Below are 12,221 nucleotides of genomic sequence, written 5' to 3' on the forward strand. Positions count from 1 at the left end.
GGCCCGGCCGGGGCGGTTGTTGGCGCGGGGGAATGGACGGAGGGTGACCGGAATTCCTTCGGATTCCCCGTTCTGTGAATCCGTCAGAAAATCGCGGCTTGTTCCGTGCGGCGGGGCTCGATTACCTTCGCGATCGATCCGGATGGACCGCCGAATCCTGCCGCCGTCCGGAAACCGCACCCGACTATTCACGCGCGCGGCAGGAGCGGGGGAACCAGGTAGGCCGCTGTTTCGGATCTTTCGCATCCGAACAGCTCGGGGTGAAGCCGTTCATGTTCGGTTCATGGGCGGCCGGACATCTCCAGTCCGAACCCGACAGCTCACCTCGCAGGCGACGGAGAGGAATTCGCCATGCCTGCAAAGGGTAAGCACCGACGTCCCAAGTCCCGTTCCATGGCGCGCGGCTTCGCCGTCGCGGGCACCGGCGGTGCGGCCCTCGCGCTGCCGCTGCTGGGCGCCGCCGGCGCCCAGGCCGCCCCGGCCGGGGCGCCCGCCGCGGCCCCCGTGCAGGCCCCGCGGCTTCCGGCGGCCCTCGTCGCCGCGCCCGCCGCCGTCGAGCAGGGTTCGCCCGCCGCTTCGGCCGTCTACACCGTCGTGCCGGGGGACTACCTCTCCAAGATCGCCCAGGACCGCCACCTCTCGGGCGGCTGGCAGCAGCTGTACGCCGACAACCGCGAGGCCGTCGGCAGCGACCCCTCGCTGATCCACCCCGGGCTGAAGCTGACCCTCGCGGCCAAGGGCGGCGCTCCGGCCGCGGCCGAGCGGGCTCCGGCTCCGGCGGAGAAGCCGGCGCCGGCCCCGGCGAAGAAGTCCTCGCACTCCGCGGCGCAAGAGAAGGCCCCCGTGGCAAAGGCCCCCGCCGCCGGGACCGCCGAGGCCGCCGGGAAGAGCGCCCCCGCCACGTCGGCCGGCGCCGCGGTCAGCGCCGCCGGCTTCGTCGCACCCGTCGGCGGTGGCGGCATCTCCACCCAGTACAAGACCCCCGGCGCCATGTGGTCCAGCGGCTACCACACCGGTGTCGACTTCGTCGCGAGCTCCGGCACCACGGTCCGAGCCGTCGGCGCGGGCACCGTGGTCTCCGCGGGCTGGGGCGGTGCGTACGGCAACGAGGTCGTCATCCGGCACGCGGACGGCAAGTACTCGCAGTACGGCCACCTGTCCCAGCTCTCCGTCTCGGTCGGCCAGAGCGTCGCCGGCGGCCAGACCATCGGCCTGTCCGGCTCCACGGGCAACTCCACCGGCCCGCACCTGCACTTCGAGATCCGCACCGGGCCGTCCTACGGCTCGGACATCGACCCGCTGGCCTACCTCCGCTCGAAGGGCGTGAGCATCTGACGGCTCCCGCCGTCGGAGAGGCAGCCGGACGCGTGAGGCCGGGACCCGAGGGGGGTCCCGGCCTCACGCGCTGTTATTCCGTACCGAACAGGTGGTATAGATCACGGTCCGTCAACCCCTGCCTACGGTGGCGTAGGTCACGCGCCGGGGTGAAAGATGTGTTCTCGTGGCAGCGACGAAGACGACACTCAAGACCATCGGCTCGTACGCGGCGATCGGGGACAGCTTCACCGAGGGTGTGGGGGACCCGGGACCCGGGGGGACCTTTCTCGGCTGGGCGGACCGGCTGGCCGTACTCCTGGCCGATCAGCGCGAGGAAAACGAATTCCGGTACGCGAACCTGGCCGTGCGGGGGCGCCTCCTCGACCAGGTCGTGGCCGAACAGGTCCCCCGGGCCAAGGAGCTCGCACCGGACCTGGTGAGCTTCTGCGCGGGCGGCAACGACATCATCCGGCCCGGCAGCGACCCGGACGACGCGGCGGAGCGGTTCGAGGCGGCGGTCGCCGACCTCTCCGGGGCCGTCGGCCAGATCATGATCACCACGGGCTTCGACACCCGCGGCGTACCGGTCCTCAAGCACCTGCGGGGCAAGATCGCGACGTACAACGCGCACGTGCGCGCCATCGCCGACCGCTACGACTGCCCGGTGCTCGACCTCTGGTCGCTGAAGTCCGTACAGGACCGGCGGGCTTGGGACGACGACCGGCTGCACCTGTCGCCCGAGGGACACACCCGGGTCGCGCTGCGCGCGGCCCAGGTCCTGGGACTGGAGGTGCCGACCGACCCCGACCAGCCGTGGCCGCCGCAGGAGCCGCGCGGCTCGGTGGACGTGACCCGGGACAACATCCAGTGGGCGCGGGAGTACCTGGTGCCGTGGATCGGGCGACGGCTGCGCGGGGAGTCCTCCGGGGACCACGTGGAGGCGAAGCGCCCGGACCTGCTGCCGCTGTAGGGGCGGCGGAGGGGACGCGAGGGGCGAACGGGAGGGGGGAGGGGGACGCGGGAGGCCGGGGGAGCGCGTGAGAACGGGGGCGCGCGGCGGAATCCTTCGGGGCCGGTACGCGTTGGCATGGTGGTAGACCGGTATTCGTACGGCCTCACGACCATCCGCCCCACCCTCCCAGGAGGCGCTTTGACCGGCTCCCGTCCCCTGCGTCCTCGGCTGCGCGCCCTGCGGCCCGAAGCCTTCGGCGCGGATCCGTCCGGCGCCCGCCTGGAGCGGATCCGGCGCTCGCCGAACTTCGCCGACGGCGTCTTCCAGAACCCGGTCGGGGCCCGGACCAGGCCCTCCGGCTCCATGATGGAGTTCGCCAAGATCTACTTCCACAAGGAGCAGCGGACCCGGCGCAACCCCGGCGCGCCGATCCCGGTGTACCCGACGACCCTCGCCGAGCTGGCGAAACCGCCGGTGAGCGGGTTGCGCCTGACCTGGATGGGGCACTCGGGCGTGCTCGCGGAGATCGACGGGCGGCGGGTGCTCTTCGACCCCGTATGGGGTGAGCGGTGCTCGCCGTTCCCCTTCGCCGGGCCCAAGCGGCTGCACCCCGTCCCCGTGCCGCTCGCCTCGCTGGGGCCGGTCGACGCCGTGGTGATCTCGCACGACCACTACGACCACCTCGACCTGCCGACCATCAAGGAGCTGGCCGGGACGGACACCATCTTCGCCGTCCCGCTCGGCGTCGGCGCCCACCTGGAGCGCTGGGGGATCTCGCCGGACCGGCTGCGCGAGCTGGACTGGAACGAGGCCACCGAGATCGCGGGGCTCTCGCTGACGGCGACCCCGGCGCGGCACTTCTGCGGACGCGGCCTGCGCAACCAGCAGAACACCCTGTGGGCGTCATGGGTGGTCGCCGGTGACGAGCACCGCATCTTCCACAGCGGTGACACGGGCTACTTCCCCGGGTTCGCGGAGATCGGCGCCGCGCACGGCCCCTTCGACGCCACGATGATCCAGATCGGTGCGTACTCGGAGTACTGGCCCGACATCCACATGACCCCCGCGGAGGGCATGCAGGCCCACCTCGACCTCCAGGGCGGGATCCCGCACGGCACGATGCTGCCGATCCACTGGGGCACCTTCAACCTGGCGCTGCACCCGTGGGACGAGCCGGGCGAGGGCACCGTCGACGCCGCGAAGGAAACCGGTGCCGGCATCGCGCTGCCGATCCCGGGTCAGCCCTTCGAGCCCGGCGCGGCCGATGTGCCCGCCGAGCCGTGGTGGCGTCCGTTCGTCCTCGGCGCACCCTCCGGCGGCCCCGTCGACGGTCCCGCGGCCGTGCCCCGCCTGGAAGCGGGCGGAGCGACGGCGGCCGCGGCCAGGGTGGCGTCCGCGACCGTCGACGGCGGACAGGAGAAGCCGGAGGCCGTCGGCTCGTAACCCGGGCTGGGGCGCGGCGCCCGGTGGTCCGGGGCGCGGCGCCCGGTGGTCCGGGGCCCGGCCCCGGTCCACCCGGCGACCGGGCGCGGCCGGTCCGCCGACCGCACCCCGGGGGTGGTGCGTCGTGGGGCGCTGGTCGCGAACGTGCGCCCCCGGCGGATTCGGGCTGTCGTACGAGCGCTCCACCGGGAGCGGGAAGCACCCCGTCGAAGTTCCCCAACTGGCTGTCAGCAGCGTGATCGTGCGGTCTAGCGTGGGTATCCGGTGATCAACACCGTGATCCACACCGGGCTCCGGAACCCTGGGGGCCCGGGCCCCACGTAGAGGACGCCGATGTCCGGACTCCGCGCCGCCCGCCACGCCCCGTCGAGACACGCCGCCACCGGTCCCGGCCGGCAGATAAGGCCCCAGCTGGTGCGCGCCGCCCTGCTGCCCACGCTCGCGGCAGCCCTCAGCGGAGCCGCCGCGGTGATCTTCACGCTCCAGCTCGGCGGGGGCGCGGGGGCGCGGGACGCCCGGCTGTGGCCGGTCCTTGCGGGCTGCGCCCTGCTCGTCGTCGGTGCGCTGGCCGCCGCCCTGCTCGGGGCCCAGCGCTCCGCCAAGGCCGTACGGGACCGCTGCGAGGCCCTGCGCCGCTCCAGCCTCCGCGGACGCCAGGAGCTGCGGACCGCCGCCGAGCGGCTGGAACGGGGCGAGCCGCCGGTCCGCCCGGTCCGCGGCGGGCCGACGGCGCCGCCGCCCGGCACCGACCCGGCCCGCGTCGACGAGTTCTGGCTGCTCTCCCAGGAGCTGCGCGGCGCCCGCGAACACGCGCACACCACGCTCGTACGGCTGGCGGGCCAGGCCGCGCCGTCCGACAGCGACCGCAAGGTCGAGGTCTTCGTCAACCTCGCGCGCCGGCTCCAGTCCCTCGTGCACCGGGAGATCTCGCTGCTCGACGAGCTGGAGGACACGGTCGAGGACCCCGACCTCCTCAAGGAGCTCTTCCACGTCGACCACCTCGCCACCCGGATCCGCCGCCACGCCGAGAACCTGGCCGTCCTCGGCGGCGCCGCCTCCCGGCGCCAGTGGACCCGGCCCATCGACCTGAGCGAGGTGCTGCGCTCCTCGGTCGCGGAGGTCGAGCAGTACACGCGGGTCAAGGTGGTTCCCCCGGCGGGCGGCACCGTACGCGGGCACGCCGTCGCCGACGTGGTGCACCTGCTGGCCGAACTCGTCGAGAACGCCACGGTGTTCTCCGCGCCCGACACCGACGTGGTGCTGCGCGCCGAGCGGGTCACCGCGGGCATCGCCATCGAGGTGGAGGACCGCGGCCTGGGCATGCCGGCCGCCGAGCAGCACCGGATGAACGCCCTGCTCGCCGACCCCGACCAGGTCAGTGTCCGGCAGCTGCTGGCGGACGGGCGGATCGGCCTCTTCGTGGTCGCGGCGCTGGCCCGGCGGCACGGGGTCGCCGTCGAGCTCAAGTCCAACATCTACGGCGGCGTGCTCGCGGTGCTGGTGCTGCCGCAGGAGCTGCTGGGGGCGGAGGCGCCGAGCGCCGCCGACGCGCTCGGGGGCTCCCGGGCCACGTCGTGGGGGACCGGGGACGGGGACGCCGGGACGCCCCCGCTGGAGCCCGTACGGGTGCCGGTACCCCGGCCGCAGCCGCAGCCGCAGCCGCAGCCGCAGCCGCAGGTACGGAGAGAACCGCATCCGCAGCCGGAAGTGCCCAGACGGCCCGAGCCCGAGCCGGTCGCACCGACCTGGGCGGCGCCGCCCGCGCCGGTCCCGCCGGCCATGGCGGCGGTCTCCGTACCGGCCGCCCGGACGGATCCCGACCGGCCGACCCTGCCCCGCCGCCGGGCCCAGCACCACCTCGTCCCGGAGCTGCGCGACGCCCCCGCCCCGCGGCCGGCCGACGCACCCGAACAACCCGTCCACGACCCGGGCCTGATGGCCGCCTTCCAACGGGGCTTCGGCCTCGCCCAGTCGGAGAACCGGCCATGACCCCGACCTCTCACCCCGGCAAGGAGCGCACCACCATGGGCGGCGAAGCGGCGACGAAGACAAACCGGCTCTCGGACCTCGACTGGCTGCTCAGCGGCCTCGTCCAGCGGGTCCCCTACACGCGCAGCGCGGTCCTCCTCACCGCCGACGGCCTCGTCACGTGCGTCCACGGCCTCGACGACGACAGCGCCGACCACCTGGCGGCCCTGGCGTCCGGGCTCTACTCGCTCGGGCGGAGCGCCGGATCCCGGTTCGGGGACGGCGCGGGGGTCCGGCAGGTGGTGGTCGAGCTCGACACCGCGCTGGTGTTCGTGTCGGCCGCCGGTGCGGGCACCTGCCTCGCGGTCCTGGCCGACCGCGAGGCCGACGCCGGCGTCCTCGGCTACGAGATGGCGATGCTGGTCAAGAGCGTCCGGCCGTACCTGGCGGCCCCGCCGCGACGGCCCGTCGGCGACCCGCAGTGATGTGCGCCCGCGCCGCGTACGGCACGGGGGCCCCGCGCGACACGCCCTGGCTCGACGATTCGGCGGGCCGGGTGATGCGCCCGTACACGGCGAGCGGCGGGCGGACCCGCCCGGCCGCCGCACTCGACCTGCTGTCCCTGGTGACCGCGACGGGGGTGCGGCCGCGCGGCCCGCTCGGCGCGGAGCACACGCTGGCGCTGCGCCTGTGCGCGGGCTCCGCGGCGGTCACCGTCGCCGAGGTGGCCGGACAGCTGCGGCTGCCGGCGGTGGTGGTGAAGGTGCTGCTGTCCGACCTGATGGAACACGGGGCCGTCACGGCGCAGGCGCCGCGCTTCCCGGGCGGCGGATACGTCGCCGCCGACGACCAGAACCTGCTCCGGGCGGTGCTCGATGGCCTACGCCGACGACTGTGACACCCGCCTCGCCCCCGCCTTGCCCGCGACGCTGAAGATCCTGGTCGCGGGCGGGTTCGGGGCGGGCAAGACGACCTTCGTGGGCGCGGTGAGCGAGATCGAGCCGCTGTGCACGGAGGAGCTGCTCAGCGGGCTGAGCGAGGGCCCCGACCCGCTGGAAGGGGTCGAGGCGAAGACGTCGACGACCGTCGCGCTCGACTTCGGCCGGCTCACCCTGGACGAGCGGCACGTGCTGTACCTCTTCGGGACGCCGGGGCAGCGGCGGTTCTGGTTCCTGTGGGAGGAGCTGTGCACGGGGGCGCTCGGGGCGGTGGTCCTCGCGGACACGCGCCGGCTCGACGACTGCTTCCCGGCCGTGGACTTCTTCGAGCGGCGGGGCATCGGGTTCATCGTCGCCGTCAACGAGTTCGACGAGGCCCACCGCTACACCCCCGACGAGGTGCGCGAGGCGGTGGGCCTCGGGCCCGAGGTGCCGGTCGTACGCTGCGACGCGCGGCTGACCAGCTCGGGGACCGGGGCGCTGGCCGCCCTCGTCCAGCACCTGCTCTTCACGGCGGCCGCGCGGTCGCCGAGATCCTGGAACCAGGAGGGGGGAAAACCGCGATGACGTACTACGAGTCGACCGGACACCTGCTGCTCACACCGGTGGACCGGGAGGCGCCCGCGCGCACCGTCCGGCTGCGCGAACTGGGCCTGGGGGAGCGGATGGACACGGAGCTCGACGCCTTCGCCCGGCAGATCGCCGACGTACTGGAGGCGCCGTACGCCGGGGTCAACTTCATCGGTGAGGAACGGCAGTTCTTCGCCGGGCTGCACCACGCGCCGGACGCCCCGGCGAGCGGCTACCCGGCGCGGGTGCTGCCCCGGGACCACGGGTACTGCCCGCACGTGGTGGTGCGGCGCCGGGCGCTGGTGCTGGAGGACGTACGGGACTTCGCGCGCTTCGCGGGCAACGCGGTGGTGGACGAGAGCGGGATCCGGTCGTACCTGGGCGCGCCGCTGACTGACCGGACGGGGACCGTCCTGGGCACGGTGTGCGCGGTGGACGTGGAGCCCCGCCGGTGGGGGACGCAGGGTCTGGCGACGGCCAAGTCCCTGGCGGCGGAGCTGCTGGAGATCATCCACGGACGCGAGGACGGGTGAAGTCGCCGATCCGCAGGCGCAGGGAGTGCGGGTCCAGTCCGTGCGCGGCCGTGTGCTCGTCGATCGTGCCGAAGCGGCGGAGCTCGGAGCGGCCGACGCCGAGCCCGAGGATCCGGTGCGGGACCTGCGACAGGGCCTCGGCGGCAGCCGCCGTGGAGGTGCCGGCCAGGTACGGCTCGACGAGGACGACATCGGCCGTGCCCCGGCCGACGGCCCCGCGCAGGGCCGCGTCGTCGAAGGGGCGCACCGTGGTGGCGTACAGCACGGTGACGTCCAGCCCCTCCGTCGCGGCGAGCACGTTGTCCAGCAGCGGGCCGACGGCGATGACGACGGCGGCGCCCGGGCCTCCCTCCCGTACGGTCCGCAGGCCCACGCCGTCCACCGGGCGGGGTGCGGCGTTCGACTGCTGCGAGAGCCGGACGTAGACCTTGTCGTCCCCGGCGGCGTAGGCGTGGCGCAGCAGGGCCTCGGCCTCGTCCGGATGGCCGGGTACGTGGACCGTCCAGCCTTCGAGGGTGTCCAGCAGCGCCACGTCGCCCGGGGCCATGTGCGTGTACCCGCCGGCCGGCCAGTCGTAGCTGGCGTTCGCGCTGACCAGGACCCCGCCCGTGCCCTGGTGTCCGAAGTCCAGCTTGATCTGCTCGAACGGCCGCTCCACCAGGAAGCTGGCGAAGGTGTGCACGATCGGCCGCATCCCGGTGAGGGCCAGTCCGCCGCCGACCCCGATGAGCAGCTGCTCCCTGATCCCGACGTTGATCACCCGTTCCGGATGGCGCTGCCGGGCGGGCCGGAAACCGTCCATGGTGATCTCGGCGAGCACGAGCGCCAGCCGCGGGTCCTCGTCGAGCGCCCGCGACGTGACGGAGACGAACCGCTCCCGCATGTTGTCCATGACGAACCCCTCTACTGCTTCTTCTCGACACGGGCGACGACGGCGTGGGGCCGGCCCGGATGCGCTGTGGTGAAGGCGGCGTGCAGCGCCTCGTGGTCCCGTCCGTCGACGGTCACCGCCGACCAGCCGGCGGCCTCGAAGCGGGAGGCGATGCCGCCGCGCCAGCCGTGGGTCGCAGAGTCGTTGTCGATCACCACGGTGTGCAGCCGCTCCAGCCCGGCGGCGCCGGCGTAGGCGAGGGCCTCGTGGTTGCTGCCCTCGTCGAGCTCGGCGTCCCCGATCAGCACCCACACCGCCGGCTCGTCGAGCCCCTGCGCCCGCAGCCCGAGCGCGCTCCCGACGGCGAGCGGCAGCCCGTGCCCGAGCGAGCCGCTGCCGATCTCCACTCCGGGGATCAGCGTGCGGTCCGGGTGGTGGCCGAGGGGAGAGTCGTACGAGCCGAAGCCGCGCAGCCAGTCCACCGGGAAGAACCCCTTGGCGGCGAGTACGGCGTAGTACGCCATCGGCCCGTGCCCCTTGGAGAGCAGGAACCGGTCCCGCCCGGGCGCCTCGGCGTCCTCGGGCCGCACCCGCAGCACCCGGTCGTAGAGGACCCACAGCACGTCGAGCGTGGAGTGAGCGGCGGGGCCGTGCTTTTCGGCCCCGGTCATGAGCGCGATGAGCCGGCCCAGATCGTCGTGGCGGAACCCCGTGTCCGCAGTTGCCTGTGTCATGCACCGATCGTGCAACCTCAAGTCCGCTTGAGGTCAAGCGCGCCCCGATCCGGGGAAGGCGCGCACGACCACCTCGCGAAGTGCGGTATTGTTCTCCTGCGCGTTCACTTCAGGGAAACCCCAGGTCAGCGCGCATCGGGACGTGGCGCAGCTTGGTAGCGCACTTGACTGGGGGTCAAGGGGTCGCAGGTTCAAATCCTGTCGTCCCGACTCGTGAGAGTCGTGAATCAGGGGCCGTGTCGGATGCATCCGACACGGCCCTGATCGTTTTTCGAGACCGGTCGGGGACCGAGCCGGTCCGGGCGGCGGCTCGGTACCCGTCGGGCACCCGGCCGTTCGCGACCCGCGGCCACGGGTAGGCTCACCGCCGTTCGTACCGGTGGGTCAGGAGAGTTGCCGCATGACAGAGGACCTCGGCACGTTGTTACGCGAGCTGCGCGATGCGGCGAACCTGACGCAGGATCAGGTGGCCGAACGGTCCGGGGTCAGCGTCCGCACCATTCGCCGGCTGGAGAGCGGTACGTCCACGAACCACCGGATGGGGACGGTGAACCTGCTCGCGGACGCGCTCGGGCTGGACGACGGGGACCGTCTGCGGCTGGCGGCCGCCCTCGCCGGTCCGCCCGCCTCCCCGGCTGCCCGGGCGGGAGCCGGGCGGGGATCGCGGCCGCCCGAGTCCGTACCCGGACCCCCGCCCGCCCCGCCCGCGCGGCCGCCCCTGCCCGCCGTGCTCGCCGACGCCGCGGGGGAGCTGGCGACGGAGGTCCGGCGCCGCCGGCGCCGCGAGGAAGCGCAACGCCTCGTACACGACCCGTTCCCGCTGCCCGTCCGGTGGAAGCCGGCGCCCGCCGTCCTGATCGACCGGGCGGCGAACATCCAGCGCCTCGGGCCCGGTCAGACCCCGCGCGAGCTGGATCTGGACGGCGACCTGCGGAGCATGGCCGAGGTCTACCTGCGGATCCCCTCCGGACGGCTGGTGATCCTCGGCCGGGCCGGCTCGGGCAAGTCCGTCCTCACGATCAGGCTCGCCCTGGACCTCCTGGAAGCCCCGGAACCGCACCGGCGCGTGCCGGTCGTCTTCGGCCTCGGCTCATGGGACCCCTCGACCACCGCCCTGCGGGACTGGCTGGTCGGCCTGCTGCTGCGCGACCACCCGCACCTGGCCCGCCGCGGCTCCGGCGGCGCGACCCTGGCCGCCGCGCTGGTGGACACCGACCTCATCCTGCCGGTACTGGACGGCTTCGACGAGATCGCCGAAGGCCTGCGCCGCACCGCCTTGGAGGCGCTCAACGCGACCTCCGCGCCGTTCGTCCTGACCAGTCGGCGCGACGAGTACGCCGAAGCGGTCCGGGAGGCCAACGCGCCGCTCTTCTGGGCGGGGGGCATCGAGCTCACCGACCTCACGCCGCAGGACCTCGCCGATTACCTGCCCCGCACCACGCGCACCACGCACATCGCGCGCACCGCGGGCACCGGCCACGACGGCGACGTGCCCGGCTCGCCGTGGGACGCGGTCCTCACGGAACTGCGGACGGGCCGGGGTCCGGCCCAGACCCGTCTCGCCACGGTGCTGACCACCCCGCTCATGGTCATCCTCGCGCGCACCCTGTACAGCGAGACGCCCGGCCGGGATCCCGCCGAACTCCTGGACGCCGACCGCTTTCCCTCGCTGAAGAGCCTGGACGAACACCTGCTGGCGGGTTTCGTGCCCTCGGTCTACCGGCGCCGCGCCCCGGAGCGGGACGGGGCCGGCCGGCGGCCCAGGACCCCGTACGCGCACCCCGCGCGGGCCGAACACTGGCTCGGCCACCTCGCCCACCACCTGGCCCGCCCAGGCCGCGAGCGCCAGGACCTCGCGTGGTGGCAGCTCGGCGACTCGCTCTCACCCGCGGCGCGGATCCTGGCCGTCTTCCTCGCCACCGCCGTGAGCGTCACCCTCGGAGACTGGCTCGTCGGTCTGCTGCTCACCCCGCTCTCCCTCGGCGAGATCCTGTTGCAGGGGAGTCTCATGGGGCCCGCCGCGGGCCTCGGCTTCGGCGCCGTCTACGCGATGGCGGGCAGGTCCGCCGCAGCGGGCGCCTTCGAGCCCTCCCGCGTGCGGCTGACCCTGCGCGCCGCGCACGACGGTCTCGGCCGCAGGCCCCTGCGCACCTTCGCCGCCCGCTTCGGACAAGGCGTGGCCGGCGGAGCCGTCATGGGCATGGGATGCGCCTGCGCCCTGACGCTCCAGCGCGCGCTGGCCGCCGGATCGCGGCTGATCGACCCGCACGTCGTGGAAGGCACCCTGATCAACATGGCGGTCCTCGGGCTGGTCTTCGGCGCGGCCGCCGGAGTCGTCTTCGGGCTCATGGGCGCGCTCGAAGCGCCCGTCGACGTCACCGCGGCGGCCACGCCGGTGAGCCTGCTGGCCTCGAACCGTACGACGGCGGTCCGGCGGTTCCTCATCCTGGCCGTGGCGCTCACCGGGGCCATCGCCTTCGGTGGCCGGCTGGTCGTCCAGTTGCTCCGGCACTGGATGGGGCCGCTGAACTGGGGAGTGGCGGACGGGCTGTTCATCGGCGCGGTCGCCGGCCTGGGCGGAGCCGCCTCCTACGTGCTCGCCTTCACCGCCTGGGGCCAATGGGTCGTGTTCGCACGCGTGTGGCTGCCCCTGGCCGGGCGGCTCCCCTGGGACCCCGCGGGATTCCTGGACGACGCCTACCGCCGAGGCGCGCTGCGCCGGACCGGAGCCGTGTACCAGTTCCGCCATGTGCGGTTGCAGCACCACCTCGCGAACGCCCACCGCCGCCGGCACCGGCACTGCACACCGGCCGCGGTCACGCCCCCTTCGGCCGGCGCCCCGTAACGGAAGGGGCGCGGCTGCCGGTGGCCCCGGCGTCCGCCGGCCGGCGGACG

11 protein-coding genes, 1 tRNA gene and 1 riboswitch are annotated in these 12,221 nt (G+C 74.1%); of the genes, 10 read left to right on the top strand and 2 right to left on the bottom strand.

Annotated elements, in window-relative coordinates; all coding sequences use genetic code 11:
- Positions 1–138 precede the first annotated feature (138 nt).
- A riboswitch (cyclic di-AMP (ydaO/yuaA leader) is annotated at positions 139–347 on the top strand.
- Positions 348–351: 4 nt separating this feature from the next.
- The 8 genes from AB0M92_RS11940 to AB0M92_RS11975 all read left to right on the top strand — a co-directional run bounded on the left by AB0M92_RS11940 (position 352) and on the right by AB0M92_RS11975 (position 7,721).
- Positions 352–1,335, top strand: coding sequence for a LysM peptidoglycan-binding domain-containing M23 family metallopeptidase (locus AB0M92_RS11940; RefSeq protein WP_366101986.1), 984 nt, complete (start codon positions 352–354; stop codon positions 1,333–1,335).
- 166 nt (positions 1,336–1,501) lie between these two features.
- Positions 1,502–2,287: an SGNH/GDSL hydrolase family protein gene (locus AB0M92_RS11945; RefSeq protein ID WP_366101987.1), complete on the top strand. Its 786-nt coding sequence runs from the start codon at positions 1,502–1,504 to the stop codon at positions 2,285–2,287.
- A gap of 180 nt (positions 2,288–2,467) precedes the next feature.
- The gene (locus tag AB0M92_RS11950; protein ID WP_366101988.1) at positions 2,468–3,712 is read left to right on the top strand and encodes an MBL fold metallo-hydrolase; all 1,245 of its coding nucleotides are present in this window, start codon (positions 2,468–2,470) and stop codon (positions 3,710–3,712) included.
- Between the two features lie 333 nt (positions 3,713–4,045).
- Positions 4,046–5,701 (top strand): ATP-binding protein, encoded by a 1,656-nt coding sequence (locus AB0M92_RS11955; RefSeq protein WP_366101989.1) that lies wholly within the window; start codon positions 4,046–4,048, stop codon positions 5,699–5,701.
- Between the two features lie 35 nt (positions 5,702–5,736).
- Positions 5,737–6,165 carry a roadblock/LC7 domain-containing protein gene (locus AB0M92_RS11960; RefSeq protein ID WP_366102158.1) on the top strand — a complete coding sequence of 143 codons (429 nt, stop codon included), beginning with the start codon at positions 5,737–5,739 and terminating at the stop codon, positions 6,163–6,165.
- Positions 6,165–6,578 (top strand): DUF742 domain-containing protein, encoded by a 414-nt coding sequence (locus AB0M92_RS11965; protein WP_366101990.1) that lies wholly within the window; start codon positions 6,165–6,167, stop codon positions 6,576–6,578. The genes AB0M92_RS11960 and AB0M92_RS11965 overlap by 1 nt, the downstream gene beginning before the upstream one ends.
- Positions 6,556–7,185 (top strand): ATP/GTP-binding protein, encoded by a 630-nt coding sequence (locus AB0M92_RS11970; RefSeq protein WP_366101992.1) that lies wholly within the window; start codon positions 6,556–6,558, stop codon positions 7,183–7,185. The genes AB0M92_RS11965 and AB0M92_RS11970 overlap by 23 nt, the downstream gene beginning before the upstream one ends.
- A complete protein-coding gene (locus tag AB0M92_RS11975; protein ID WP_366101993.1) occupies positions 7,182–7,721 on the top strand; it encodes a GAF domain-containing protein in 540 nt (179 codons plus the stop codon). Before AB0M92_RS11970 ends, AB0M92_RS11975 begins: the two co-directional genes overlap by 4 nt.
- Here the strand turns inward: AB0M92_RS11975 and AB0M92_RS11980 are convergent.
- On the bottom strand, positions 7,696–8,613 hold the full coding sequence (locus AB0M92_RS11980; RefSeq protein ID WP_366101994.1) for a transketolase: 918 nt from the start codon (positions 8,611–8,613) through the stop codon (positions 7,696–7,698). The genes AB0M92_RS11975 and AB0M92_RS11980 overlap by 26 nt on opposite strands.
- An 11-nt stretch (positions 8,614–8,624) precedes the next feature.
- Entirely contained in the window at positions 8,625–9,326 is a 702-nt protein-coding gene (locus AB0M92_RS11985; protein ID WP_366101995.1) for a transketolase, read from the bottom strand.
- A 136-nt stretch (positions 9,327–9,462) separates the two neighbouring features.
- Between AB0M92_RS11985 and AB0M92_RS11990 the strand changes: the two genes are divergently transcribed.
- Together AB0M92_RS11990 and AB0M92_RS11995 are read left to right on the top strand one after the other, a co-directional pair.
- Positions 9,463–9,536, top strand: a tRNA-Pro gene (locus tag AB0M92_RS11990).
- Positions 9,537–9,726: 190 nt separating this feature from the next.
- Positions 9,727–12,171, top strand: coding sequence for a helix-turn-helix domain-containing protein (locus tag AB0M92_RS11995; protein WP_366101996.1), 2,445 nt, complete (start codon positions 9,727–9,729; stop codon positions 12,169–12,171).
- The last annotated feature ends 50 nt before the right edge of the window (positions 12,172–12,221 follow it).

The organism is Streptomyces sp. NPDC051582, from assembly GCF_040681715.1.
Classification (GTDB): Bacteria; Actinomycetota; Actinomycetes; order Streptomycetales; family Streptomycetaceae; genus Streptomyces.

Bases quoted from the DNA above. Each gene is read 5' to 3' on its own strand.
- AB0M92_RS11940 (WP_366101986.1), top strand. From the start codon at position 352: ATGCCTGCAAAGGGTAAGCACCGACGTCCCAAGTCCCGTTCCATGGCG.
- AB0M92_RS11955 (WP_366101989.1), top strand. From the start codon at position 4,046: ATGTCCGGACTCCGCGCCGCCCGCCACGCCCCGTCGAGACACGCCGCC.
- AB0M92_RS11960 (WP_366102158.1), top strand. From the start codon at position 5,737: ATGGGCGGCGAAGCGGCGACGAAGACAAACCGGCTCTCGGACCTCGAC.
- AB0M92_RS11965 (WP_366101990.1), top strand. From the start codon at position 6,165: ATGTGCGCCCGCGCCGCGTACGGCACGGGGGCCCCGCGCGACACGCCC.
- AB0M92_RS11970 (WP_366101992.1), top strand. From the start codon at position 6,556: ATGGCCTACGCCGACGACTGTGACACCCGCCTCGCCCCCGCCTTGCCC.
- AB0M92_RS11975 (WP_366101993.1), top strand. From the start codon at position 7,182: ATGACGTACTACGAGTCGACCGGACACCTGCTGCTCACACCGGTGGAC.
- AB0M92_RS11980 (WP_366101994.1), bottom strand. From the start codon at position 8,613: ATGGACAACATGCGGGAGCGGTTCGTCTCCGTCACGTCGCGGGCGCTC.
- AB0M92_RS11985 (WP_366101995.1), bottom strand. From the start codon at position 9,326: ATGACACAGGCAACTGCGGACACGGGGTTCCGCCACGACGATCTGGGC.
- AB0M92_RS11995 (WP_366101996.1), top strand. From the start codon at position 9,727: ATGACAGAGGACCTCGGCACGTTGTTACGCGAGCTGCGCGATGCGGCG.